The sequence below is a fragment of the Acidihalobacter aeolianus genome (genome assembly GCF_001753165.1).
Taxonomy (GTDB): domain Bacteria; phylum Pseudomonadota; class Gammaproteobacteria; order DSM-5130; family Acidihalobacteraceae; genus Acidihalobacter; species Acidihalobacter aeolianus.
The window spans coordinates 3,312,125-3,337,236 of record NZ_CP017448.1; the positions used below are offsets into that span (position 1 = coordinate 3,312,125).

24 protein-coding genes and 2 pseudogenes are annotated in these 25,112 nt (G+C 58.0%); 5 read left to right on the plus strand and 21 right to left on the minus strand.

Annotated features, from left to right (window positions below; genetic code table 11):
* Positions 1 to 12: 12 nt before the first annotated feature.
* The 4 genes from BJI67_RS15465 to BJI67_RS15480 are packed head-to-tail and all read right to left on the minus strand — an operon-like array spanning position 13 to position 2,484.
* The gene (locus BJI67_RS15465; RefSeq protein WP_197513173.1) at positions 13 to 609 is read right to left on the minus strand and encodes a pilus assembly PilX family protein; all 597 of its coding nucleotides are present in this window, start codon (positions 607 to 609) and stop codon (positions 13 to 15) included.
* 14 nt (positions 610 to 623) lie between these two features.
* The gene (locus BJI67_RS15470; protein WP_070073804.1) at positions 624 to 1,382 is read right to left on the minus strand and encodes a PilW family protein; all 759 of its coding nucleotides are present in this window, start codon (positions 1,380 to 1,382) and stop codon (positions 624 to 626) included.
* Positions 1,379 to 1,948 carry a type IV pilus modification protein PilV gene (gene pilV / locus BJI67_RS15475; protein ID WP_083250945.1) on the minus strand — a complete coding sequence of 190 codons (570 nt, stop codon included), beginning with the start codon at positions 1,946 to 1,948 and terminating at the stop codon, positions 1,379 to 1,381. Before pilV ends, BJI67_RS15470 begins: the two co-directional genes overlap by 4 nt.
* Complete coding sequence (locus tag BJI67_RS15480) at positions 1,945 to 2,484, minus strand: GspH/FimT family pseudopilin (protein ID WP_070073806.1); 540 nt, start codon at positions 2,482 to 2,484, stop codon at positions 1,945 to 1,947. Before BJI67_RS15480 ends, pilV begins: the two co-directional genes overlap by 4 nt.
* 182 nt (positions 2,485 to 2,666) lie before the next feature.
* Between BJI67_RS15480 and BJI67_RS15485 the strand changes: the two genes are divergently transcribed.
* Positions 2,667 to 3,062 carry a DUF302 domain-containing protein gene (locus tag BJI67_RS15485; RefSeq protein WP_070073807.1) on the plus strand — a complete coding sequence of 132 codons (396 nt, stop codon included), beginning with the start codon at positions 2,667 to 2,669 and terminating at the stop codon, positions 3,060 to 3,062.
* Positions 3,063 to 3,104: 42 nt separating this feature from the next.
* On the opposite strand, the gene BJI67_RS15490 is transcribed toward BJI67_RS15485, so the two are convergent.
* Positions 3,105 to 3,491, minus strand: a complete 387-nt coding sequence (locus BJI67_RS15490; protein ID WP_070073808.1) for a group III truncated hemoglobin — start codon at positions 3,489 to 3,491, stop codon at positions 3,105 to 3,107.
* Positions 3,492 to 3,530: 39 nt separating this feature from the next.
* Here BJI67_RS15490 and BJI67_RS15495 point away from each other — a divergent pair, with 39 nt between their 5' ends.
* Positions 3,531 to 4,415, plus strand: coding sequence for a fructosamine kinase family protein (locus BJI67_RS15495; RefSeq protein ID WP_070073809.1), 885 nt, complete (start codon positions 3,531 to 3,533; stop codon positions 4,413 to 4,415).
* Positions 4,416 to 4,418: 3 nt separating this feature from the next.
* Here BJI67_RS15495 and BJI67_RS15500 read toward each other — a convergent pair whose 3' ends face one another.
* Positions 4,419 to 5,099, minus strand: coding sequence for an SDR family oxidoreductase (locus BJI67_RS15500; protein WP_070073810.1), 681 nt, complete (start codon positions 5,097 to 5,099; stop codon positions 4,419 to 4,421).
* A 256-nt stretch (positions 5,100 to 5,355) separates the two neighbouring features.
* On the opposite strand from BJI67_RS15500, the gene BJI67_RS15505 reads away from it, so the two are divergent.
* Both BJI67_RS15505 and BJI67_RS15510 read left to right on the plus strand, forming a co-directional pair.
* Positions 5,356 to 6,051, plus strand: coding sequence for a hypothetical protein (locus BJI67_RS15505; RefSeq protein WP_070073811.1), 696 nt, complete (start codon positions 5,356 to 5,358; stop codon positions 6,049 to 6,051).
* 350 nt (positions 6,052 to 6,401) lie between these two features.
* Complete coding sequence (locus BJI67_RS15510) at positions 6,402 to 6,809, plus strand: hypothetical protein (RefSeq protein WP_156782174.1); 408 nt, start codon at positions 6,402 to 6,404, stop codon at positions 6,807 to 6,809.
* A 193-nt stretch (positions 6,810 to 7,002) separates the two neighbouring features.
* On the opposite strand, the pseudogene BJI67_RS17090 reads toward BJI67_RS15510, so the two are convergent.
* The 15 genes and pseudogenes from BJI67_RS17090 to BJI67_RS15580 all read right to left on the minus strand — a co-directional run.
* Positions 7,003 to 7,247, minus strand: a pseudogene (locus tag BJI67_RS17090) (transposase); the annotation flags it as partial.
* Positions 7,248 to 7,509: 262 nt separating this feature from the next.
* Positions 7,510 to 8,361, minus strand: coding sequence for a hypothetical protein (locus tag BJI67_RS15520; protein WP_070073813.1), 852 nt, complete (start codon positions 8,359 to 8,361; stop codon positions 7,510 to 7,512).
* Positions 8,362 to 8,450: 89 nt separating this feature from the next.
* Positions 8,451 to 9,776: an NAD(P)/FAD-dependent oxidoreductase gene (locus BJI67_RS15525; protein WP_070073814.1), complete on the minus strand. Its 1,326-nt coding sequence runs from the start codon at positions 9,774 to 9,776 to the stop codon at positions 8,451 to 8,453.
* A 174-nt stretch (positions 9,777 to 9,950) separates the two neighbouring features.
* On the minus strand, positions 9,951 to 11,120 hold the full coding sequence (locus tag BJI67_RS15530) for an NAD(P)/FAD-dependent oxidoreductase (protein WP_070073815.1): 1,170 nt from the start codon (positions 11,118 to 11,120) through the stop codon (positions 9,951 to 9,953).
* Between the two features lie 11 nt (positions 11,121 to 11,131).
* Complete coding sequence (locus BJI67_RS15535; protein WP_083250946.1) at positions 11,132 to 11,599, minus strand: hypothetical protein; 468 nt, start codon at positions 11,597 to 11,599, stop codon at positions 11,132 to 11,134.
* A gap of 291 nt (positions 11,600 to 11,890) precedes the next feature.
* Positions 11,891 to 12,082 (minus strand): YgaP family membrane protein, encoded by a 192-nt coding sequence (locus BJI67_RS17095; RefSeq protein WP_083250947.1) that lies wholly within the window; start codon positions 12,080 to 12,082, stop codon positions 11,891 to 11,893.
* 69 nt (positions 12,083 to 12,151) lie between these two features.
* Positions 12,152 to 12,811: a Crp/Fnr family transcriptional regulator gene (locus BJI67_RS15540; RefSeq protein WP_083251028.1), complete on the minus strand. Its 660-nt coding sequence runs from the start codon at positions 12,809 to 12,811 to the stop codon at positions 12,152 to 12,154.
* 405 nt (positions 12,812 to 13,216) lie between these two features.
* On the minus strand, positions 13,217 to 14,647 hold the full coding sequence (tnpC, locus tag BJI67_RS15550) for an IS66 family transposase (RefSeq protein ID WP_070071668.1): 1,431 nt from the start codon (positions 14,645 to 14,647) through the stop codon (positions 13,217 to 13,219).
* A gap of 322 nt (positions 14,648 to 14,969) precedes the next feature.
* Positions 14,970 to 15,473, minus strand: coding sequence for a DUF1207 domain-containing protein (locus BJI67_RS18130; RefSeq protein WP_070073818.1), 504 nt, complete (start codon positions 15,471 to 15,473; stop codon positions 14,970 to 14,972).
* A 38-nt stretch (positions 15,474 to 15,511) separates the two neighbouring features.
* Positions 15,512 to 15,973: pseudogene (locus BJI67_RS18345) on the minus strand (DUF1207 domain-containing protein); the annotation flags it as partial.
* A 220-nt stretch (positions 15,974 to 16,193) separates the two neighbouring features.
* Positions 16,194 to 17,588: a dihydrolipoyl dehydrogenase family protein gene (locus BJI67_RS15560; RefSeq protein ID WP_070073819.1), complete on the minus strand. Its 1,395-nt coding sequence runs from the start codon at positions 17,586 to 17,588 to the stop codon at positions 16,194 to 16,196.
* Between the two features lie 50 nt (positions 17,589 to 17,638).
* Positions 17,639 to 18,847 carry a cation diffusion facilitator family transporter gene (locus BJI67_RS15565; protein WP_197513177.1) on the minus strand — a complete coding sequence of 403 codons (1,209 nt, stop codon included), beginning with the start codon at positions 18,845 to 18,847 and terminating at the stop codon, positions 17,639 to 17,641.
* A 62-nt stretch (positions 18,848 to 18,909) separates the two neighbouring features.
* On the minus strand, positions 18,910 to 22,020 hold the full coding sequence (locus BJI67_RS15570) for an efflux RND transporter permease subunit (protein WP_070073821.1): 3,111 nt from the start codon (positions 22,018 to 22,020) through the stop codon (positions 18,910 to 18,912).
* Positions 22,020 to 23,174, minus strand: a complete 1,155-nt coding sequence (locus BJI67_RS15575) for an efflux RND transporter periplasmic adaptor subunit (RefSeq protein ID WP_070073822.1) — start codon at positions 23,172 to 23,174, stop codon at positions 22,020 to 22,022. Before BJI67_RS15575 ends, BJI67_RS15570 begins: the two co-directional genes overlap by 1 nt.
* Positions 23,171 to 23,863: a TolC family protein gene (locus BJI67_RS15580; protein ID WP_156782176.1), complete on the minus strand. Its 693-nt coding sequence runs from the start codon at positions 23,861 to 23,863 to the stop codon at positions 23,171 to 23,173. The genes BJI67_RS15575 and BJI67_RS15580 overlap by 4 nt, the downstream gene beginning before the upstream one ends.
* A gap of 119 nt (positions 23,864 to 23,982) precedes the next feature.
* Between BJI67_RS15580 and BJI67_RS15585 the strand changes: the two genes are divergently transcribed.
* The gene (locus BJI67_RS15585; protein ID WP_038094256.1) at positions 23,983 to 25,065 is read left to right on the plus strand and encodes an IS5 family transposase; all 1,083 of its coding nucleotides are present in this window, start codon (positions 23,983 to 23,985) and stop codon (positions 25,063 to 25,065) included.
* Positions 25,066 to 25,112 lie beyond the last annotated feature (47 nt).

The window sequence follows — 25,112 nt, forward strand, 5'->3', positions numbered from 1 at the left end:
CCAGGCCAGCACTCAAGTGCCGCTCACCGATTTGGCCGGCGTGCTTCCCCCGGCACCTGCACCGACCAGAAAGACACTCTGCACGACTGCGATCGCATTCTGATTGCCGCCATACGCCCAAGCCGTTATGCGATAGAGATTCCCACCGGTTGAACTACTGAACCCAATGTACTGAATATAAAATTGCGGATAGCTGTAATAGGAATTAGCGCCACCGCTGCTGACCCCGGAGCTGTTGAGCTGCTGCACATCAAGTTTCAGCGAGCCACCCGCGTACTGATTTGAAAATGCCCACGGCACTGTCGTCGGGTTGGATAGCGCCGTAGTACAGACAAGTGGCACGCTGCTGGGTGAGCTAGGCGGACACGTTACGCCCTGGGTCGCATTGCTACCCTGCGTCAGCCACCATTGGGCGTATTGCAGTGCCGACTGTGCGGCCTCGAAGGCACGGTTTTTCTCGCGGGTGTTGCTCGCCATCCGTTGTTGCAACCCCACGTTGCCGAACATGCTCACTCCAAGCAGGGTGAGAATCACCAGAATCAGCAGACTAACCACCAGGACGAACCCTTCCTGGCGTCTGTGAGTGGATCGCTCTAGCGTTTTATGCATGCGCGCTGTCCGGTTCATTGTTGCAAGTTCTCCAATCCGATTACGCGCGTCATCGTCAGAGTCTGCGGTTGTCCCGCAGGTTGATTGGGGTTGTAGAGCGGGTTTACGAAATTGAGCGTGATCACGACGCTGCGCACCTGCATCCAGGCATTCTGCGCAGTTACCTGGCTGGCCGTCAGATATTGCTCGACAGAATTGCCGCTCTGGGTTGCGATGCCATACTCCACCTGCCAGCCACTGATACCTCCGCCTGTTGGGTTTAATGCCTGACTGCTCAGCGGTGAGACGATCGGCTGCGCGGACCCACTGTTAACTGCGCACTGCAACTCCGCCTTGCCCATATCAAGATCGAAGGCATTGACGTAGGTAACCTGCTGACTGCTAGCATTGGTGCCGCCATTACAGTTGATGATCGCGTCGTTGGACCCGGCAACATAGGGCCCAGCCACATAACGAACCATGATGGTGTTATTCGTCCCGTAGATCACCTGCCCTGCCGTTTTGAAGGAGCCAGCGGCCGGGAACGCCGCGAGATTCGTCTGTGTGGTCTGCCCGTAAGGGAAATAACCCGCTTGCTGAATGGTGTCCGCTAACACGGAAGCTGCCAGCCGCTCGTTTTCCTGCAGAGCGGCCATCGCCTGCTGTGCGTTGTAGCTTTCCTTGGTACCGACAAACACCGTTATCACGCCTGCCACTAGAAATAGGCTGAGAACCATGGCAACCATGAGTTCGACAAGACCCAAACCTCGCTGTGTTTGCCCGGGCATTCTCATGGCTGTGTCACCATCGAATAGGTTTGTGTACTCGTGGTCGGTGCCGGTGCGGTACTCGCCGTTGTGCTACTGGTGGCGTTCAGGCCCAAGGATTTCTCCTGCCACTGCACGGTTACGACGCAGGTATAGGGGTTGGATGTGGCAGCGGTCGCACCCTTGCACTGCACGCCTCCCTGACCGGAAGGCAGTTGTTGAGCCAGATCCTTGCCCCAGTTATACATATCCCAAGCCGCCATCTGATAGTTCGTGCACAATGTTGCTGTGCAACTTGACGGCAGTTGGCCATTGAGCGTGCTTGCACCGGCACCGGAAAAGGGCGTGGCACCTCCATATACAACCGTCACGCTGCTCGGCGCCACCTGTGCCCAGAAGGCCGGATTCGCGCCCATGTAAGCGGCCATGTTGGCCGCCTCGATCGCCGCGATGCTGCGCAGACTCGCCGTGTGCGTATTGTTCACCGCCAGCGCCTGCAGTCCGGCCACGCCGAGGAGGCCGATGCTGATCACGAGGAGCGCAACCAACGCCTCGATCAGACTGAATCCTCTCTGTGTAGCGTGGCTTATCATGGGCAACTGTTTCCCTTAAGCAGTGCAACACGTCCAACCATCGAGATTTTCAAGCAACGACGGTAACTTACATTGTTCGACTGGTCGTTGAGTTCAATCGTGCCGGCATTATTAGTGAATCCGTTTCTATCGAAGGTAATCCTGACCAACTGAGCACCGCTCCCGGTTATCGTTGAACTAAATTGGTCATTAGGTGAGATGGCTTCATGCACGCGGATCACCCCCGCCGACGAACTTGGTGAACTGGTCACGATCCATCCGCTATTCCATGTCGACTGATTGCAGGTCAGTGCCGGACCGCTACCCGTGGTGGAATTGCTCCCGCCGCAGACGGTGACATTGACGCCACGCATGATCGCCTCGCTGCGTGCATATTGGATGTCGGCCAGCAATCCGTTCAGCTCCGTCGCCATACGGTTCGTCGTCGTCAGGCTTTCATAACTCGGGATACCGACGAGTGCAAAAATCGCGACTAAGGCCACGACCACCATCAACTCGATCAACGTGAATGCCGCTTGTGTCGTTTTTATCCCCATGCGGCTTATGTAAAGGTGTGTACTCAAAGAGTAAAGTGCCTACGCAACTGCAACGGATGAAATACCGTCAATGGCTGACGAGCGGGATGCACTCAGATACAGGCGCGCGCACACGAACTCCGTTAACATGTCCACATCCCGTGCAACGGGTACATACACTGCAGACTTAAGATGGAGGACTTATGGCTTACGGTTTCTCGATCAGCCTGGATTCCGGTTTCGACGAGGCCATCGGCCGCGTGACCGAGGCGCTCAAGACCCAGGGGTTCGGCGTACTCGCGGATATCGACGTATCCGGCACGCTCAAGGCTAAGATCGGCGTCGACAAGCGCCCATACCGAATTTTAGGGGCGTGCAACCCTCAGTTGGCCAATCGCGCACTCGATGCGGACGCAGACATTGGGCTGTTGCTGCCCTGTAACGTCGTGGTACGTGACGAAGGCGAAGGCAAGGTTACGGTCGCCTTTATGGATCCGCAATCCGTGCTCGCCCTGGTGGATCGGGACGGGATCGCCGAACTGGCAGGGGAAGTACGCGCACGCCTGGAAACCGTACGCGACTCGCTGGCCGCCGGCTGATGTATCGACCGCCCGGTTGCTGCCGCAGCCGGGCATCTCTCCTCAAACAATCGCAAGCGCTGAACGCAGTCGCGCCGCGACACCGCCGGCCATGATCATCCAGGCCTTCGCCAGCGGCGGGTCCAATGAGCTATCCAATGTCTTGCGAAACAGCTCCAGCCAGCGCTCAAAATGTGCGGCCGTCAGCCCCAGCCCGGCATGTACCGAGACCATACCAGTTTCCACTGGCGCGCCGAGCGGCTTGCCGCCCATCGCGATCCACCAGTATTCCACGATCCGACGTTCATGCTCCGCAGGGTTTTTCAGGTCGACGAAAAAAGGGGACAGCAAGTCGTCAGAGCGCAGCAGCAAGTAGAATTCCGCGATCACGCGCTCGACGTTTTCACGCCCTATACGATCGCACAAGGGATTCAGACGTCGCGTTGGCATGGTGATTTCCTAACGGTCTTGGGCGATGGAGTTTTTTCGATGAAGCCAGATATTTGGGCTGACATAACGGCCCGAATTAATTCCGTTCTCGATAGACCGGAAATCTTCGTTGCATCGCATCCGCTCGCCGGCGGCGACACCTGCCAGGCCTATCGGTTGGAAACCCGAAACAGTGTCTTTTTCGTCAAACTGTCGTCTTCCTTGAAGGAAGAATCGTTTGCTGCCGAGGCGGCGGGACTCGATGAACTCGCAGCGGTGGGTGCGGCCCGCTGCCCACGGCCACTGCTGCATGGGCACATAGCGGATATCACATTCCTCGTACTCGAACATATTCGGATCTCTCGACAAGGCAATGACGCGGTTCTTGGGTCCGCTCTAGCGCAGATCCACCGACATACAGCGCATGAATACGGTTGGGATCGCGGCAACACCATTGGACGTACCCCGCAGGACAATCGCCGCACCTCCGACTGGGCCACATTCTGGCGCGATCGCAGGCTTTTGCCGCAGCTAAAGCTCGCTGCGCAATCCGCTGCGCCAAAGTCACTGCTCGATCTAGGCGAGCGGCTTTTGGCTGAGATACCCGCATTACTGCGCGGACACCGGCCTGAGCCCTCACTGCTGCATGGCGATCTGTGGGGCGGTAACCACGGATATGACGACACGGGTCGCCCCGTGCTTTTCGATCCCGCGGTTTACTACGGTGACCGCGAAACCGACATCGCCATGACCCAGCTCTTCGGTGGATTCGGTGCGGATTTCCTAGATGCCTACCACGAAGCCTGGCCATTGCCGTGTGGGCATGAGCAGAGACGCGATCTATACAACCTCTACCACGTTCTCAATCATTACAACCTGTTCGGCGCGAGCTATGCCGGGCAGGCGTCGCGCATGATCGACCGCCTGCTAGCTTCTGCAAGCTGATATTCACCATGGTAACTCGTGGCCGTCGACGTCGAGAAATTTCCCGTTATCGCGTTGGCTGGCACGATCAACCAACCTTCTCAGACCTGCAGCACTCTCATCCACACTCAATTGACCGTGTGGTCCGCCCATGTCGGTCCTTACCCAGCCCGGGTGCAGAACCAACACCGTGAAGCCGCGAGGACCCAGATCGATCGCCAGGCTCTTCAAGGCGGCGTTCAGCCCGGCCTTGGATGCGCGATAGGGGTAGTGCCCCCCGGAACCGTTGTCAGCGATGCTGCCCATCCTGCTGCTCAAGGTCGCTATGACCTTACGTGAACCGGCCAGCAGATTCGGCAATAGCGCCTGGGCCAACAGCAACGGCGCAACCGTATTGACGTGCAGCGTTGCAAGCAGCCCGGCTGCATCCAACTCACCGAAGGCATCAGCATCCGGTCCGTAGACGCCCGCGTTATTGAACAGCACATCCAATGGCTTACCTGCGAGGCTGGCGGTGAGTTCCCCGATCTGTGCGTCGTCGACCACATCCAGGCTATGCAGGCTGACGCCTCTCTCACCCAAGGCAGACAGCGCAGGTGATCGGCTGCGATGGCACGCAATGACTTGCCATCCGGCTTCGCAGTACTGCTGCGCCAATGCCAGACCGATTCCTCTGCCTGCTCCCGTAATCAGAATACTAGGCATGTGTCGGAACTCCTAGATAGTTCATAAAGGCAGCTTCGGAAAAGGCGCAACATTGTTTACACGATATCCGAAGCAATACGGTTTCATTTTTATTTTAAGATCGTTCTGAAGATGAAAAAATTCGATTTTTTTCACAAAAAATCATTTTTTCTGGAACTTTTTTGGAGGCGGCCACGTGCTTGTCCCTGACGAGGCAGACACCTGCCCGTTACTTAACATACCGACGGGCTATACCGACTGAATTGGGAGAAAATCCATGAAACGCTACGTCTATCTTTCCTCCGCTGTCCTGGGCTTGGCCGTTGCGGGCATTACTGTAGCCGCCAGCCCACTGAGCGCCCCGACACACCACAACGGTGTGCTCAAGGCTGAGTATTCACTCGCCGACCATACCCAACTAACCATGGGCATCGATTCATCGCGAGTCACGAGCGCAAGCATTTCCTATGGCAAAGCGAACCTATTCGGTCAGAGGAACGTCAGCTACTGGATCGACCATGGCAAGCTGATCAGCCTGTTCAGCGCACCGGGTGACACTGAAACCAAGGGCCAGACCGTGACTGCGCAGCGCATGCCTGGACTCTCAGTCGATGCCAGCAGCATTCGCATGGTGCCTACAGGTCAGAAAATTGAGATTGCAGGGCGTACCGGCCTCGTTTATCACGTCAGCGCACGGATCGGTGGGCAATACCAGACCTGGGATGCCGTCCTTGCTAGCGGACAGGGCATGCACCGCCTGAATCACGCCTGGAACAACTTGATTCGCCAGTTCGGCCCGATCCAATCTTCTGAGCGCATTGCAACCACCATGCTCGCCATCAACCTGCATCCTGAACTGTACGGTTCTGCGCCACTCAAGATTGGCCAGTCGGTCGAACTCAAGCAGTTACGCACAGATCTCTCCGTTGCGCGTATCTATCCGCCTACCACTGAACCGAGCCTCAACGGCTAAGGTATCTCCGCACTACTGTACACTACCCCCCATCTTGTGGCGCGATATCCTGTTGGTATCGCGCCATTTTTTGGTTCTTTACCTCTATTCATGTGCATAGCGATTTACATAGATTGCCCGTTTAGATTGGCACCCCGTGTAAAACTTGTCTCATTCTGGCTATAGAGTCATGATTCCTAGCTGCCCATGGAACGTTTTCCCGCATATCAACGTGTTACTCAACAAGCAGGTTGGAAGATAACGACCGGGAAACAAACCGCCAATCGACCGCTAAGACTGAGCGATTGCAAGGCAGAGAATTAAGCGTCCTATCGCATGTTGCGGTTGGAGACGCGAATGAGGAAACCACGATGCGACGCTACACATTGGCGACATGGATAATGCTGGCAGGCTTGGCGGTAATGAGCCCGTCTGCCTTCGCCGCCGGTAACGACCTTGACATCACCATCAACGTCGTAGGCCCGAACCAGGACGTTCAGGGCGCTATCGAAAACCATATCGCCATTCCTGAGGGCGACCGTAAACTTGCGCCACACCGTTCTGCTCCGGAAGGAATTGGCGCACAACCGGGTTCCTCAACCGATACCGCTTCTCAACTGGGTGAAACCGGACAGAAAGCACAAGACTCTGTTCAACAGAGTACGCAGCAAGCACAAGATTCTGCTCAGCAAAGTGCGCAACAAGCGCAAGACTCTGCTCAACAGTCCACACAACAGGCGCAACAAGCTGCTCAGGATGCGACTCAAGGGGATCAGTAGTTCAGAGATTTTTAGACCCGTTATTGGAACCGTTAGCAGAGCAATACACTCATTCCAGGTCATCAGCCCTAACGAGTTTACGAAAGGTACAATCAGCGGCTTAGATTATCTCTGTATTCGTCAAAGAGCCATCCGAGCGATTTTATCGCCCTGCTTAGCGGCCTTTTTGTGGCTCTTTTGAAAAAAGAGTAGGTTAGTGTGCATATTGGTTGATTATCCGGAAGTCGAGTTTGCCGGCAATGAGGAAGATGACGGTGCGCATGGTTGCGAAGCGAGTATAGCCGCGCGCCTTGCGCTTGGCGGCCTGGAACAGGCCGTTGAGCGCCTCGATGAAGCCGTTGGTTTGCCGTGTCTGGGCCCAGGCGACGATGTGCCATGGACGTGTCTGCGTATCATTTTGGCGACCTCTTTCATGGGCTGGACCTTGGATCGCATGACGATCTTGAACTTTACAAGAAGCGCAATGAAGTCGAGCGACTATTCCGAAGACTCAAAGGATTTCGACGAATCTTCTCGCGCTTCGACAAGCTCGATGTCGTCTTCACCTTCTTCATCCACTTCGCTCTCATCGTCGATACACTTATTAGTGTGAACAGGCCCTAAGAACCATGGTCTCCTCTCCTCAGAATGATTTCAGCAGATGTCTCACCCATGGCCGCGGTCGGGTCGGGTCGGGAGTGTGGATTCATTCTACGTTTGATTATGAAGATTTCCGGGTACTTCCTGGTTGATCGATAGTTCTTAGAACGCGATACATAATCGCGACTGCATATCGCAATACAAAAAGCGTCCTTCCAGAGAACAAGAAGGAAAGAAAGGCCAATATCCCGCCGCGGCGGCCGCTTTGCCCTTTCATATCGAGCTGGGCTTCACGAATCGCTCCGATGATCTCGTGCGCGGCGAGGGCACCATTTCCGCCACCACAATCACCCAGCAACGAACGTGCCTCCCGGGCCACAGAAGACCATGCAAGCAGCGTTTCACCGAGTCGGTTGACGCTAGCTTGGACTGCGCCTCTGTCCAGGACCTCAGGCAGTGTCTCGGATACCGTCTCCCAGGCCACTTTGAGTTGTGCGGACCATTGCTCGAGTGACGTCAATACAGACCGTATACTGGCTGCGGCTGATGGGTTGCCGCCCTGGATCAACGCTCTTGCCTGATTGAGTACTTCCACCCATTCCTGGATGGCTATGGCAAATTGCTGCAGCGTGCCTGAGCGACTCAGATCCGCCATGATCTCCGGCGCGGTTTCTCGGAGCGTTTCTAACCCGACCAATACCGGCTCCAATGCATGAACCGCCGCATTGATTCGAGTTTCGATGTCCACCACTGATTCAACGCCCATGGAGCCAGCCAGACGACTGACTGCGGACCATAGTTGACCTGCGTTTGATGCGATCCGAAGCGCTGCCTGCCGCACATCCTGATCCTGAGCAGACTCGTACAGGATGGTGGTAATCAACTCAATCTGAACTTTCAGATCGTCAGCCAAGCGGATAACGGCATCGTAGTTGCTCGTTCCCTGATCTGCCGTTTGTTCAATCGCGCTCATAGCGTGCTCCTTCCATTCGTAAAGAAGGCAATCTACTCGTGCACAGAGTAGACATTTATTAGGATCACATTCCTTAGAGTGGTCGTTGCCTAGCCGGATTTTTGATTAAGCGGTGATTCATCACTCTTGAGTCGCGATATGCCCAGCATCTGGAAGATCAGCTTCTCGTAGAAGGGTTCGGAAACGCCAGCCTTCATCTTGGCGATGAAGTATTTTTCAAAGGCGATCTTTGCCCAGTGCACCCAGCGCCCCTCGCCATACCAATCCACTTTGCGCGGCTTGAACTGTGGCAGTGCCACGAAGCCGACCCCTCGGTCGCCGAGATCAGCAAGACATATCGCATTCCACGTCCCAATTTCAGCCTTGCCTTCTTTACCTTCGATATTGGCCTTGATGTTGTGTACCAGTGCCGTGACCATGGATTCGATCATGTAACCTGTTTTGGGTGCTCCTGTCGGTACAGGGGTTGCTTCTACAGGTGGGATGGCAATACAGACGCCGGCTGCATAAATGTTGGGGTATTTAGGACTACGCTGATGTTCATCCACGATCACGAAGCCTTTTGGATTACACAGGCCCTCGACATTAGCGACAGCGTCAACGCCCTTAAAGGCTGGCAACATCATGGAAAACCCGAAATCGAAGGATTCCGCCTTCTCTTTTTCTCCTGCATCATTGAATTGCTCGGATAGCAGCTTACCGTCCTGAACCTTGACTGTATTCATGTTGCAGTGGTACTGCACCCCAAGGCTTTGCAGGTGACGGGAGAGGATTTTGGGAGAATCGCCCACACCAGCGATGCCAAGATGGCCGATATATGGCTCGGATGTGACGAAGTGAAACTCTGGTATCTTGCTGCGAGCGCCGCGCTTTTCCAGGTCTTTTTGCACTATCAGCGCGTACTCATAAGCGGGTCCAAAGCAGCTTGCGCCGGGCATGGCGCCAATCACAATAGGGTCGGGATTATCTGAATCGATATTATTCAGATAACTCTCATAGGCTTTTTCGGCGTGATCGATAGTACAGATCGAATGCGTCGCCTTCTGATGGCCACTAAATGGTCCAGCACCAGGTACCGCATCGAAAGCGAGTGCAGGGCCCGTCGTAATGACAAGGTAGTCGTAACCTAGAGTGCTCCCATCCGACAATGTCAGTTGATTCTTTTCCGGGTCGATCTTATCCGCACGTTTGGCCAAGAAATTGATACCTTTGCGTTTAACGTAAGGTTCAATCTCGAAGACGATCTGTTCTCGTGTTCTCCAACCCACGCCTGCCCACGGATTGGACGGTACAAACTGAAAATACGGATTCTCACTCACCAGCGTTACTTCATGAGAAGCGCCTAATTGCTCGCGCATTTCATATGCGGCAGGCATCCCGCCAGTGCCAGCACCGAGTATGACGACATGTGCCATGATATATCCTCCATTATGTTTAGAACTTGTATTGTGTATAAACTAAACACCAGCCCCAGACCTTCGCATCCCTATTAGTTAGGAGATTGATATTAGGAGATTGATCTCTCCCCACAACGATCCTGCGAAATGCCCTATCGATGGCTGGTATTCACATCGTTATTTTCATCCCTCTCAATGAGCACGCTGAGGTAGCGGCTTAGGGTTGCGGTATCGAGAGAGGTATTGTTTTTCGAACAAGCGTTTGGCGGCGTGAAGCAAGCGGCTCGGGGGTGTCACGAGTGTGCGAGTAGGGCTTCGATAGACGAGCACCCCCTTCCCGAGCATGTCCACAATGCATATAAGCTCTGTCTTGAATGTTGCCGACGCCGGTTTGCCGGCAAAGTCATTCAGAAGATTTTGGGCGGCTGCGGCCGCTTGAAGGTCGGCCATGTGTGCCTGCTTGGGCATCCAGTCGGGGCCTGGGAAGCTTCCTGAATCTCCTACAACATAGACCCGCTCAGTCCCTTCCACCAACGTATGCTGATCTGCCTTGATCATCCCTCCAGGGGAAAGGGTCAATCCTGAATTTTCGGCCCACTCAGGCCCTGTCATGCCCGGCATGAACAGGATGAGATCGGCATCAATCTCTTCACGTTCGGTCACGACCTTACCAGGCTCGAATCGCACCGGCTTGTGTCCAAGATACGTTTTGATCTCGCGTCGATGCATCGCGTCCAGCAGTTTCTTGACGGCTCTCTCACCCAACCGGGCGCCTGGCTGCTCCGAGCCATTAAAGAAGACCAGCGTGAATTGATTGCGTCGCCCCTGCTGACGCAGGTAAGCGTCAATACCGAACAGGAGCTCAAAGACAGGGCCTCCGCGTACGGCCTGTGGCTCATGAGGATTCGGGCCAAACCCGAAGGCAAGGGTGCCCCCTTGCATAGTATTCAATCGAACGTGGATTCTCTCTGCCGCATCGATTCCTTCGCAGAGTGCGATGGTGTGTTCAATGCCGGGCAGCCGTTTGATGAAGCGTCCACCACTGGCGATGACGAGACCATCGTTCTCCATGGAATCGCCATTATCGATACGCACAAGCCTTCCACCGGATTCTAGTCCGGTCACTCGAGCTGCGACGTGCTTGACTCGATTCGCTAATAGAAATCTGGATAGATCAACACGGAGATCTTCGGGTTTTCGGAGTCCGGTTGGAATCCAGATCAGACTGGGTAAGTAGATAAGCTCTGCGCGAGGGGCAATCATCGTGATCTCAACATCGCCGTCCCGCTTCCTGAGTTCTCGGATAGTGCTCAACGCTCCGAAGCCTGAACCGACCACAGCAACCCGCTTCATATCGCGCATTTGGTCCTCACTCAATCCTCGCCAGATAGCTTTCTGAAATACCCCTCGGGCAAGGAGGTGGCACGCCGTGCAGCTATAAACCCTTCATCGACGAAACTCGATACCGCTTGAGCATGTGTATAGATTAACTTGACGACATTAGGGTCCTCACTAGTCGAATTCGCCACCACACCATTAGGGAGCATGCCTATCTTGAAGACGATAGCATCAGCTTGTGCAAATATCTCAAGAAATGCGGGGTCCCAAAAACGCAACCCGAAGCCTTCAGACATTCTTTGATGCATTGCCTGAGCATGCTCTTGGATGAGCCTGACCAAATCAGGTTGATCCGAGGTGGTGACTGCCCGAATCCCATCAGGCAGATATGTCACCTCACGGCGCAATTCCTTGTGCCGTCTCAATAGCGTGTGAAATACCGCCTTATCATATAGGTGGCGGTCCTCCATCACTTGGGATTGCTCAAACAAATGGTCCTTCATGCATGCTTACCACGCCAAGCCAATAATCGCCCTGCCATTCGGCACATCGAATCGCCTTAACGAACTCCATTCGGCGAAAGCACCTGCATGGATAGTCGACGGGCGACGAAACGATCCCACACATCAACCATTTCGGCATCGTGCCACCGAGTTAGAATATTAGCAAGTACTTATTTATTAGACGGCTCTCTAAGTCCCACTGCATCGAACCTCTGATCATGTCATCAGAGAAAGTGCGACACAGAGTGTGTGCGCCACAAGGCGCAAAGCCCCGCCTTACATGGAACTAGCTCAGTGTTTCCGCGCAGGGCAGGTGCGAATTCCGAAGAGCGTGTAGGCCGGGCACCAGCCGACGATCGCTGTGACAATTGGTAGAACTCCAATCCATCCCCACGGAGACTTGGGTCCCCAAAAGACCAGAGCAATGAGGGCCAATCCGACCAAAACCCGGATCAATCGATCAACAGAACCGACATTCATCATTATTCTCCCAGGTAACTGGATACCTTGGAGGATGTTGATCTGTTATGTTCGGAGCCGTCAGTGACTTAGTCACCCGTCTTCAGCCAAAACCTCAAGCGCGCGCCAATCAATAATATCGACGGTCCTGATTCCACGTCGAATGAGACCGCGTCTTTCGAATTCAGCTAACGTACGACTGACCACTTCTCGAACCGAACCCAATTCAGTGGCCAATTCCTGATGAGTGCCCACAATAGAGCCAGAACTAGAAGCCATAGCAAGCAGTTTACGAGCCAGCCTGACATCAAGACGCGTAAAGACAACCTCTTCAATCAGCATCAACATGTCCGTTAGCCGATCGCCATAGGCTTGCATGACGAACTTACGAAAGTCTGGCGAAAACGCTATTGCACGCTCAAATGCATGAAGTGGAAGTACTGCCACATCCGTATTGACTTCTGTAATAGCCATAGCGGGATAGGGCTTACGCGCGAATAGGCACGCGGTCGTTAAAATGCACGCCTCACCGTCATGAATATGATAGAGCGTTATTTCACGACCAAGCCGGGAAACCTGTTGGACACGTATCCTGCCTGAGCGAACCAGTAAATATCGATTGCAGTCAGACCCACTTGTGAACACGACCTGACCCTTTTCCAAATGGACAAGGCTGGTCTGATTGAGCAATAGTGTTTTAACTTCATTGTCAATAACGTCAAGCGCAGGGAAAAGAGATAACCAATTTTCCACTTTCACATCCTCCTTATCTCATAATTATGATGTGTCAAAGACTTCTTGATTACCGCTTTTTGCATGGTGGCTTGGCGTGGGACGCGCATCAGCTTCGGTGATGTGCCGGCCCAAACTCAAAGGACCTTTCTCGCCGCGTCAGTTTGTCGATATCATCAGGAGTCGCGTCCGTGATTTCAATGCGAAACAGATCATTGGGCAAACACTGAAGCTCATTACAGAGCGTCTCGATCAGCGCCGGCGAGTATGCGGGAACTTCCTGTTCAATCTGACGGGCCAGTGAGGTCAGGGTAATCGAATAGCTCTGATTGGCTTGTTAAGCGTTCCGCGAGATCCTTCCACATTGTGATGTCACGACTCGCCATGGCGGTCCGCACGTTGTTTTTGAGCGAAGTAACTACTCAGCTAATTCTCAGAGATCGCCAGAGCAAAAGCCGGTAGCTTGCGATCGAATACTAGGCGCAACGCCTCCGAAGCCGTGACCCCCTGCTTTCGGCAGGTCGATAGATATCCCCGTATGCGGCAAAACATCGCGGCACCCTCCAGGCTGCGGAAGCAGCCGGAGATCTTCTGCTGCACTTTGGTCATACGGATATCGTTCTCCGCCTGATTGTTCGTGAACGGCACATTGACGTCCACCATGAAACGCAGCACATCGTCTTCATAGGCCATCAGACGCTCCAGCAGATTGCGGGCCTTGCTCCGCTTGATCCGCCCCCGAGGCTTGTTGTCGGGTGGTTTTTCCGGCTCAGGGCATTCCAGTTGCCCCGCCTCGAGCACATCTCGGTAGCGCTGCCGGTAAGCATTGGCCTCGGTCAGCGGCAGGATGCCGCCAGCGTTCTCGACGGCCTGATGAATCTCTCTGAGCAGCTTGCCCATCGCTTCCGCCCATTGTTGTCCGTCCTGCTCGAATGCTCGTTCCAGTTCGCGCAGGTGGTGGGCATTGCACAGGGCATGGGTGCAGTCCCGATAACGGTAATAGGGTTTCCAATGGTCATGACACAGCACACCGCGGAACCGTGGCAGGATCCCGATCGCGTCCATCGCCTCCTGGCCTCGCTTACTGTGGACCTGATAATGCGTCCAATCAGCATTGGACAGACCATGCAGCCAATGGCGTTTGCCATCAATGTTGACCCCGGTCTCGTCGGCATGAGCGGACACGGCTTTGGCCAATGCCGTTTTGCTGATCGCCTCAAAGGCCGCCAGGCGGGTAAATGCCTCGCGATTGAAGTTCACCAGTGAACCATCGCTCAAAGGGATGCCCAACTGATCGGCAAAGTAATCCTGGATCCGCTTGTAGGGCAAGAGCTGATATTGGGACAGATAGACGGCATGGGCCTTGAGGCCGGAACCATACTGCACCTTCTTATCCACCCCTTCCGGGAATGAAGCCACAAAACGTTGGCCTGATTCATTCTCCAGGATCTGCGCCCGATACTCGGTCACGATCCGGCTGATGTCGATATCAAAAACCTGGCGAGTCTCGAAACCCGCCTCGGTATAGCAGCCTTTCGGCAAGCGACGACGATCGATCTTGAGGACCTCGATCTCATCGGGATGCTCGACCGGGCGCAAGGTCTTGCCCACGTGCCCCGGCTGGCCACCGGAAGGTCGGCTTGAGCGCACACGCTGGCTGCGTGGCCGATTGGGATCCGATGCCGGCGGCTGACTGCTGTTGCGGCTATTGAGCCCGAGACGGTTGAGTAACACGACGAACAACATGAGCATCATCTCGATACTGGCGCGGAGTGCCGGAGATAGGTCTTTCTCCTGCTCCAGTTGCGCCCTGACCTGTGCCAGGGTGATCTCGATATCGACGCCGTCGATCCGCACGCAAGACTGCTCCAAAGAAGTAATGAAGCTATTATCTCACGGGTTTTGAAGTGCCAATTTTCTCGTTTGTAAGGCGATCTGGCGGCGTAAAATAATTGACTGACGGTGGGGCAGTGCCTCGCGTGATGTCGCAAGGAAGACTACGCCTCTGTCGCTTTCGGAGACCAATAATCGCACTCGTTACAGCGCCGCCATATTTTCAAAAAAACTACCAAAAACCCTGTCAAGTACTTTTTGTAATTATTTTCACTGAGTAGTTACGCTTATTCAAGGCACTTCTTCCCGACAAGACCAACCTGTCTGTAATCTCTGAAATCTTCAATCAACAACAATCCAGCATCACGCGCAACATGCGCTTGGCTGGGTCAGGGCCGGCATAGGCGAGGCCAAGTTTGAGGCTCGCGTCAGGTTTCCAGCTGCTCTCCGCCCAGCTTTGCACGTCGAAACCTGCTACGAAACGTGCGAAACCGTCAAATACGCGCGGGCCTCGATATTCCAGGCCACTTTGAACGAAGAGGCGTTTGAGAGTGGTGGGCACCGGCCAGAGCAGATAACCGCCTCCGCCGTAATACTGCCATTGTCCACAGCGATGAGACCAGAGTGAGCTCAGCTTTTCAAAGCTGAGTGAATAATCGCTTGGGTGCTGATTTGCGAAATATCGCGGCCCCAGATGCGAGCTTTGGTGCATCAACTCAACACGCAGCGAGTTGGCGCCCCGTCGCCAAGTGATTGGAATGCCGACGGTGAAGTCCGTGTTGACCAGTTCGGGTGAAGCAACGTCGAGATTGAATTGCGAGAATGCACCGGCCGCGAAATCGATTTGCATTTGCCCGCCGAAAGGAGCCGCTGTGTCCAGCGGTAAAGTCCCAGCGTTCCGCCATAGCCGACGGCACCTACGTGATAGATGCCAAATGGCATCCGGTATTCACGGTAGCTGACGAAGAACTCCGGTTCTTTGGGGTCGGCGAACAACGGATGGAACAAGGACCCGCGCGGGAAATATTCACCGCCGGTCAGGATGAAGGGGCGCTCCTCCGGATTGCTCGCTGCCGAACGCGTCCGTGTCGCTTGGCCCGCGCGCCTCTGCACGCGTACCGAAACAATGCCTGGAACATTCTGCAGCAACAGCAGAATCGTCATCCCGGAACCCTTCCAGGTCGGCGGGGGTGTTACAACCACGTAGCCGCTTCGGAAGGTCAACCGATAGTTGCCAGCAGACCAGCCGAGATTGCGCTGCAATAGCGCGTCCGTGTAGCCCTCTATATAAGTGGGTGAGATGATTGCAGTGGTCGCCGCACCATACGCCGGTAGCGCCAGAGCCAGCATTCCAAACCACAGTGCGCAGCATAATTTCACGGGCTTTATGCTTCTCCCCACAGTAGCGCTGTTCGCGAATCTCGAACCACCGCGCCCTGGTGTCACCTGATGCCTTGATTCCCGGTCAATCGCGTTAGCTATTTTTTTCAAAATAAGCGTTTAAATTGGGTAATGATGCGGTGAGCACTCAGCACAGAGAAATGACGAAGACCCGCCGCACTGTAGTGCCTCAGCGCGCCCCGAGCGCCGTCAGACCAAAGGCTTCGGTCAGGGTCGGATGGGGATGGATGGCCTCGGCCACCTGTTCCAGGGTCAGACCGTGGCGCACAATGAGCTCGGCCTCGCCCATGAGATCGGCGGCGCCTTCGACCAGGGCGTGGATGCCGACCACGCGGCGATCGTCCTTGCGATAGACCAGGCGTAGCCGGCCGAAAGCGTCGCCGCTGATCTGTGCACGCGCGTCAATCCGATAATCGTACTCGGCCACCGTCACGTCGAGCCCTGCCGCTCGGGCGGCTTCCGCGGTGAGTCCGGCCATGCCCAACTCCGGATAGGAGAAGATCACCGCGCTGTTGTACTCGGGGCGCGGATAAGCTGCCGGCGCGCCGAGCAGGTGGCGGGCGACGGCCAGCGCCTGCGCGGTGGCCCAGTGCGCGAACATCGGGTTGCCTACCAGATCGCCGGTGGCGTAGATGCCGGGTTCGTCGGTCTGCAACGTCTCACCAACCTTGATGCCGTGGCGGTCATGCTGGACCGCGGTCGTCTCCAGACCGAGGCCATCGACATTGGGATGACGGCCGGCGACGATGGCTACTACCTGGGCATCAACCTCATACGCTTTCCCGTCGCGCGTGTAACGGACGACATGCCGGCACTCCTCCCCCTCGATAGCTTCGACCGACACGCCAGTCTGTACGTCGATGCCGTCCACCTGGAGCCTTTCTGCGAGCAGGTTTGCAAGCACGTCGTCCACCGGTCCGAGGATGCGCGGCATGGCTTCCAGCAGGGTCACGCGGGCGCCGAGCATGGCGAATATCTGCGCCATCTCCACTCCGATGGGGCCACCGCCGATCAGGGTCAGTGACCTCGGAACGAAACCGATCTCGATGAGACCCCGCGAGTCGAGCACGCCGGGCAGATCCGCGCCAGGAATGGGTAAGCGCGACGCGACGGAGCCGGTGGCCAAAATGACGTTATCGAAACCGACTTCACGTCTCTCCCCGGCCGCTTCGATCACAGCCGTGCGCGGCCCTGTGAGGCGGGCGCGTCCGAACACCACTTCCAGTTCGGGCAATTCCCTGGCCTTGGCCAGAGCGCCTTGCGCGCGACTGTTGAGAATATGGTGTTTGCGGGTCTGCACCACGCTCCAGTCGACGCTGACGGTATTTGCGTCAGATCCAGGCAGACCAAATTCGGCCGCACGTCCGAGTTCGCGGCGGCGTGCTGCGGTTTCACGGAATATCTTGGACGGTATGCAACCCTCGAACAGACAGGTGCCACCCAAACCCCGACCGGCCTCAACCAGCATGACATGCTTGCCGGCCTGCGCCAGAGCCATGGCGGCAGGCGTGCCGCCCGGTCCGCCGCCGATAATGAGTACGTCGTACCGCGTGTCTGAACTCATGGTGTTCTCCTCCTATGCACGTGAATCAAATACGGTGTGTCCAAGCGGATTCAGGCGCCGTCCTGGCCGTGTTCATGCCGGTTTGGAGCGTGCGTGTCGACGTCCACTGGGGCGGCATCAAGCGTGATGCCCGCACTTTCGAGCAGTTCGGCCAGGGCCGTTTCCAACGGCGTATCGGGTGCGAAACGCACCCGTTCGGCGTTCTGACGGATCAGCCAGGCCGCCAGCTTGATGCCCTTGCCGCGCGTCGTGCCGCGGTAGGGATTGGCGATCCAGACGCTTTGCACCTGATCGGCGTCGGGGCCGGCCTCTTCCACGCGCAGCCAGGCCGCCTGACCGAAACGGTTGGCCAGCGTTTGACGGTCGTCCTCGAACAGGGTGATATTCCGGCGGTGGGCGCTTGCCGCGGGTTCGAAGTGCAGCGCGACGGTTTCCAGCCGCGGCAGTTTCGCCCGCAGCGTCGCCTCCAGTTGATCGACCACTTCGTGGGCGGCTCTCAGGCCGGACGGCACGACCTCGACCGTGGCCGCCAGGAACAGCGCGCTGCCGGCTCGACGCAGAATCACGTCACGCGCGGTCTGTACGCCTGGATGATGCACCAGCGTTTCCAGGACCAGCTTGCGCTCATCGCCCACCGCCGCGGCATCGAGCAGGGACAGTATGCCGTCGTGGAGCACTTCCCAGGCACCGTGCAGGATCAGCAGCAGGATGATCGCCACGGCGATCTGCTCGGCATAGGGCAAGCCCAGCGCATGTGCGACGACGCCGATGATGACGACGAAGCCCGCCCCGATGTCGCCCAGCCAGTTGGCCGCGTCGCTGCGCAAACCGGGCGAGCTGAGGCGGATCGCGGCGCGCCGCTCGGCGTAGAAAAACACCCCCTGCAGGACGAGCAGGACGGCGATGAACGCGCCGGTCAGACCCGGCATGGCCGCCGGCGCATCGCGCACGTCGAGCACACTGCGCAGAATCTCGTAGCCGGCGGCCAGGACGGCGAACCCGCTGAGTACGGCTGCCAGATCCTCCAGTTTGTGCAACCCGAGCGGAAAGCGCGCGGAGCGATGGGTGGAGAAGCGCACCGCGGCATAGATCAGCAGCGCGCCGACGACGTCGGACAGGCTGTGCACCGCGTCGGCCATCACGATGAGGCTGCCGCTCCACCAGGCCCAGCCAAGTTTGGCCAGCCCCAGAACGCTGTTGAAGGCGGTGGAAGCCAGCATCCAGCGGCGCTTTTCAATCTCGGCGGTGCTGAGTCCCAAATTTGTTTCCGCGGATGAATTGAGCTGATCCGCAAGAGACTGTTGAGTCATGTTTCGAATTTCTAGTCGGATGCGGGAGACGAATCGGGGTAACGGTGCCGATACAGCAGATAAAGCAGCACCGGCACGACCAGCAGCGTGAGGAACGTACCCACGATCAAGCCGCCGATGGCGACCACGGCGAGCGGCGACAATCGTTCGAGACCCACGGCCCATTCCAAGGCCACGGGCACCATGCCGACGGATGCGGCGGCCGCGGTCATCAGGATGGGCCGGGTCCGCAGGTCGACCGCCTGTAATATGGCCTGCTTGAGCGGGACTCCCTGTTTGAGCGCCTCCTGCGCGAAGTCCACCAGCAGGATGCCGTTCTTGACGATGATCCCCATCAGCAGGATCAGCCCCATGAACGAGGGCATGCAGCTGTGCTTGCCGGCAATCAGCATGGCCCAGGCCGCGCCGATCACGGCCAGTGGCAGGGTCACCAGAATCGCAATCGGACTGACGAACGAACGGAAGGCGATTACCAGCACCACGGCGAGCAGTATGATGCCCAGCGCCAGTGATTGCCCCAGACGGACGAACGAGGCATTCATTTCCTTGATCTCACCCTCGTGGCTGAGCGTGTACCCACGCGGCAATGCAAACCCCTTTAGCGCCTGGTCGACATGAGTATTCAGCGCACTGACCGAGATATTGCGCCGATACCCGATCACGTCCACGGTGCGCTGCAGGTTCTGATGCGTGTATGCGGTCGGTGCGTATACGGTCTTTACACGGGCCACCTGCGCAAGCGGCACGATACGACCGTCCGGCGTCGTGATGTTAAGCGCGGCGACGGCGGCGGCGCTCGAGCGCTGACCAGGTAGCAGTCGCACCCACACCGGGATGCTGCTCTGGTTCGGAACCAGGATACTTCCGGCCGGCATGCCATTGATCTGGGAGGCCACCTGCTTGGCGATGGCGGTGGGCGTCAGGCCGTAAGCGGCCGCCTGGGTCGGGTCGACATTGAGCTGCAGGCGTTGCGAATCACCCTGCCAACTGCGTTCGATGCCGGTGAAGCCACCAACCTTGCCCAAGCGTTGCTCGAGTTCGCCAGCCAGACGGTTAAGAACCTGCCAGTCCGGTCCGCTGACCATCAGATCGACAGTACCGCGGATCGAGGACAGCGGTGTGGCGCCGTACACCACCGCGTTTGCATCGATCACGCCCGGAATGGCGCGAACGCGCCGTTGTATCTCTCGGTCGATCTGGAAGAGGGTGCGATTGCGGTGAAAGCGATCCACCAGGTTGATGGTCGCCATGCCCTGCTGAAAGGTACGCGATGCACCGAAGGATTTGTCCTCAGGCTCGGCGCCAACCACTGTCGATGTAGACAACAGCCAGGCCGGTTTGACCGAGGCGCGGATCGCGGCGTCCACCTGCTCGGCGATGCGTTTCATATCTGCGGCGTCGGTGTCAGGTTGCGCTTCGAAGCTGATTTGCGCAATGCCGGTATCCATCAAGGGCATGAGTTCGCGTCCCACCACTGGCAACTGCTTGAGTGACGCACCGGTGAGTAAAAACGCCACGATCAGCACCCGCCAGGGATGCTTGAGTGCCAGCGTAACGGCGAAGGCATAGAAGCGCTTGAGTGGATTCAAACCCCAGCGCTCAAAATACAGCAGCGGACCGCGCAGGGGATCGCGTGCGCCGGGTTTGATGATCCAGGGCGTGAGCAGCGGGATGATGGTGACGGCCACGACGAACGAGGCGACAAGCGCGACGATCAGCGTGACCGAAAGCGGACGCAACACGGTTTGCACATAACCGCCGATGAACACGATGGGCAACAGCACCACGGCGTTGCTGAGCGTGCCCGAAAGCACAGCCAGCATGACTTCCTGCGTGCCGTTGGCGGCCACGGCGAGGCCGGACTCGCCGTGCTCGCGCATGCGCCGCTCGATGTTCTCGATCACCACGATGGCGTCGTCGGCCAGCAAACCCACGGCAATGATCACGGCAGTCAAGGTGACCATGTCGAACTCGAAGCCGATCAGTTTCATCACCAGAAAGGTGAGCAGATAGGTGAACGGCAGCGAGAGCGCGGTCACGAAAGCGGCGCGGGTGTCGGCCAGGAACAGAAGAATGACGAATACGGTCATGATGACGGCGTCGCGCAGCGCGCCAAGCATGTTGTCGACGGTCAGATTGATGAGCCGCAGCTGGCCGTCGGTGCGCTGGATGTCGAGCATCGGGAACTCGGAGCGGACCTGCGGCAGCGCGGCATCGATGGCGCGTGCCACAGTGGCGGAATAGCCGTCGTTGCCGCGCAGCATCGAAATGGCGATGGCGGGCTTGTCGTTGCCGAAATACATCGACGTCGGGTCTGCGCTACCCCACTGCACTTGTCCGAGATCGCCCAGGCGTACCAGCCCGCCGCCGGGCATCGGCACCTGGATGTTGGCGACCTGCCCCGGCGTGTGTTTCAGAGCGTTGAGGGTCAGCAGGAAACGGTAGCCCTCGCGGTGTACCAATCCCATGGGGGCGGTCACGTTGCTTGCCGCGATGGCCGATGCCACCTGCGGCACGTTCAGGCGATGGGCGGCGAGTTTGGTGCGATCCAGGCTAACCTGTAGCTGGCGCTGATGGCCGCCGAAGACTTCGACTTCGGCAACGCCGGGGATGCGCAGCAGGCGGTCGCGCAAACTGTTCTCGGCGATGCGTCGTACCTGATCGAGGTTCAAGTCAGAATGCTTTGCCGGCGTCAGCCCCAATACGGTCACCGGCTGCGCGGCGCTGGTGATACGGAATATCGTCGGCTGTCGCACGCCTGCTGGCAGACTGGATTCCACCCGCTTGAGCTCGGTCAGCACCTTGGTGGCGTCGATGTTGATGTCGTAGCCGTAATTGAACTCCACGGTAACTGCCGATACCTGGTCGCGGGAGACCGAGGTCACGCGGCGCACGCCGTCGATCGCCGAGAGCTGTGTCTCGATCGGATGGGTGACCTCTTGCTCCACGTCGGTGGCTTCCGCGCCCGGCCACTGCGTGACGACACTGATCATTGGGCGGTTGGTGTCAGGAAACAGATTCATGGGCATGGTCAGATAGGCGCCGATGCCTGCGACCACGACCAGCACCGCCAGCGCGACAATGACATGCGAACGGTCGAGCAGCTTTTGCATGAAGTTCATTACCTGCTCTCCGCCAAACCCGTGACGGCAGGATCGCCGCCGCGCAGTTGCGCCAGCTGCGCGGTCTGCCCCACGACAACCTGCATGCCGGGTTCGAGCTTGCCTGCGACGGCGGCACGTTCGGCGCCGGTCCGCAGCACCTGCACATCCACGCGGCGCAGCGTACCTGTCGCATACTTGCCGGTAGCTGCGACGAACACGAATACATGGGCGTGGGTGCCTTCGCCCACCAGCGCATCAATCGGTACGGTCAGTGCGTTATCATGCGCCGCCGTATAAACGTTGGCGGGCAACGAACTGCCGCTCGGCAAGCCGAATGGCAACGTTTTCGCTTCCGCTTCGGCGAAACCCAGGCCTGCCTTGTCCACTGCGGGGGCGACGCGCGTGATTGGCAGCGCCAGGGTCATATCGCCGCTCGAGAGAACAAGCCGGTCGCCCAGATGCACCAGGGCCAGTTGATCGGCCGCCAGGGTGACGCGCACGACCGCGCCTTTGCCCGCCGTCAAGCGATAGACCGGATGTCCGGGGCCGACCGTGTCGCCCACCGCGACCAGCCGTTCGGCAACTACGGCGTCCTGCGGGGCGGCGATTTCCGCATAACCCAGCTTGACCTTGAGAGCTGTGATCTGGCTCGCCAGCGCCTGAGCCTTGGCCTGCGCATCGGCGGCTGCGGTGCGTGCCTGGTCAGCCTGCGAGCGGCTGACGCCGCCGTTGGCCAGCACTTTTTGAATACGCTGATACTGACGCTCTGCGTAATCCGCCTCGGCCATTGCCGCGCGGCGCTGTTTTTCCAGAGCGGCAATATCGGCCCGGATCGTGCGCGCGTCGATACGGACCAGCAACTGCCCGCGCTTGACCGTCACGCCAGCCCGCGGGCCAACGGCGAGCACGGTCCCCTGGATTTGCGGTGACAGCGAAATCACGTCTCGGGCTTCGACAACCGCGCTCGTCTGGATTTCTCCGGACACGCTCCCACGCGTAACCTGCGCTGTCTGAAGAGCCCAAGGCGCTGCAGGGGGCGGCGGACTGTCGTCGGCCTGATGCAGGCGGTATTCGTGCAGGCTGTAGCCTGCCGAAATCAATAAGACCGGAATGAAAACCAGCCACCAGCGGCGGCGTTTATGCGGCACTGCCGCTTGTTGTTTTTCGGTCATGGTTTGGCTGCTCCAGAGAGAGGTTCTTGAACCGGCGCGGTGCCCGTCATGGCCAACGGCGGTTCGCCGTAGGTGTAACGCAGCGCGGCATCCGCCTGCCACCAGCCGGCCAGTGTGGCTGTCAGCGCCGCCCGCGACTGTGCCAGCGCCGCTTCGGCAGCGAGCAGGTCGGTGGCCGAACTCAGGCCGGCCCGGAAGTTTCCGCGTTCGATGCGCGCGCTCTGCAGTGCAGCATCGAGACCAGCCTGCGCTGCAGCGTAGGCCTGCTGTTCTGACCGCCATTGGGCGATAGCCGCTTCACGCGCTGCTCCCAACGCAAGACGCGCGCTGCGCAGTTTTTGGCGGGCGACAATGGTCGCGGACTGTGCGGCGTCAATGGCGCTGATCTGAGCTCCGCCCGACCACAGATTGACTTTCACGCCCAGAGCTAGCTGCCAAGTATGTACAGGATCGTGAAAACCCTGAATGGCGTTCTGATTCCAGCCGCCATCAATGAAGAACTGAGGCAGCAGACTGCGTTTTGCCGCAGCGAGCTTGTCCTGACTGGCACCGAGGGCGCTTTCTGCAGCCTGCACGCCGGGCGTCGACAAACCGAGATTTGCCGGCAACGCGCCGGGAGGCGCGGTCAGCGGGGCAATGGTGCCGTCGATCCGACTCTCGCCCATCAGTGCAGCGAGTTGCGCGCGCAATTTGCGGATACTGCCTTCGACGCCGGCACGCGTTGCGCGAACCTCGGCTAGCAGGCTGTTGAAAAAGTCCTGTAAACCCGGAAGATTGGTTTTGTATTGTTGAGTGAGGGTTGTGGCCGATGCGCGGTGCCGACATACATCAGGATGGGCTGTTCAGCACGGTCAGCCCGGAGCAACGGGTGCCGAAGGACCATCCTCTGCGCCCGATCCGGCGGATGGTCGATCAAGCGCTCAAAGAACTCGACGCTGACTTCGATGCGCTGTATGCCCATATGGGCCGTGACTCGATCCCGCCGGAGAAGCTGCTGCGCGCGCAACTGTTGATGGCGTTCTACACCATCCGCAGCGAACGCCTGTTGGTCGAACAGATCGACTACAACCTGCTGTTTCGCTGGTTTGTGGGCTTTTCCATGGACGATCCGGTCTGGCACCACTCCACGTTTACCAAGAACCGTGACCGCCTGCTTGCAGGCGATGTGGCCCGCACCTTCTTCGCCCGGGTGCTGGATCAGGCCCGTGCGGCCGATCTGCTGTCTAGCGAACACTTCAGCGTCGATGGCACGTTGATCGAAGCGCTGGCCTCGCACAAGAGCTACCGGCCCCGGGACGAGGACGCGCCGCCGAGCGGTGGCGGGCGCAATCCCACGGTGGACTTTCGCGGGCAGAAGCGGTGTCGGGAAACGCACGTCTCCAGGACCGACCCGGATGCCTTGCTGTATCGCAAGAGCGAAGGCACGACCGCCAAGCTCAGCTACCTCGGACACCTGCTGATGGAAAACCGCCACGGCCTGATCGTCGAGTCGCAGACGAGCCAGGCCACCGGCACGGCCGAGCGCGAGGCCGGTGTCGAGCTTGTCGACGCGCTCGGCGGGAGCCACCGGATCACGCTGGGCGCGGACAAGAACTATGACACGCAAGGCTTTGTGGCGGCGATGCGTGGACGAAACGTCACGCCGCATGTGGCTCAGAACACGGCCGGGCGCCGCTCGGCCATCGACGGGCGCACCATCGGCCATCCCGGTTACCGAACCAGCCTGACGATCCGCAAGCGGATCGAAGAATGCTTCGGTTGGCTCAAGACCATTGCGGGTCTGCGCAAAAGTCGGTTTGTCGGACGCGAGAAACTGGATTTCCAGTTTGTGCTCAGCGCGGCGGCCTACAACCTGGTGCGGATGCGCAATCTGGGACTGGCAGCATGTTGAAGGCACACATCAAGGGATCGGTGCGCCCAGAGATCGGGATTTGGGCT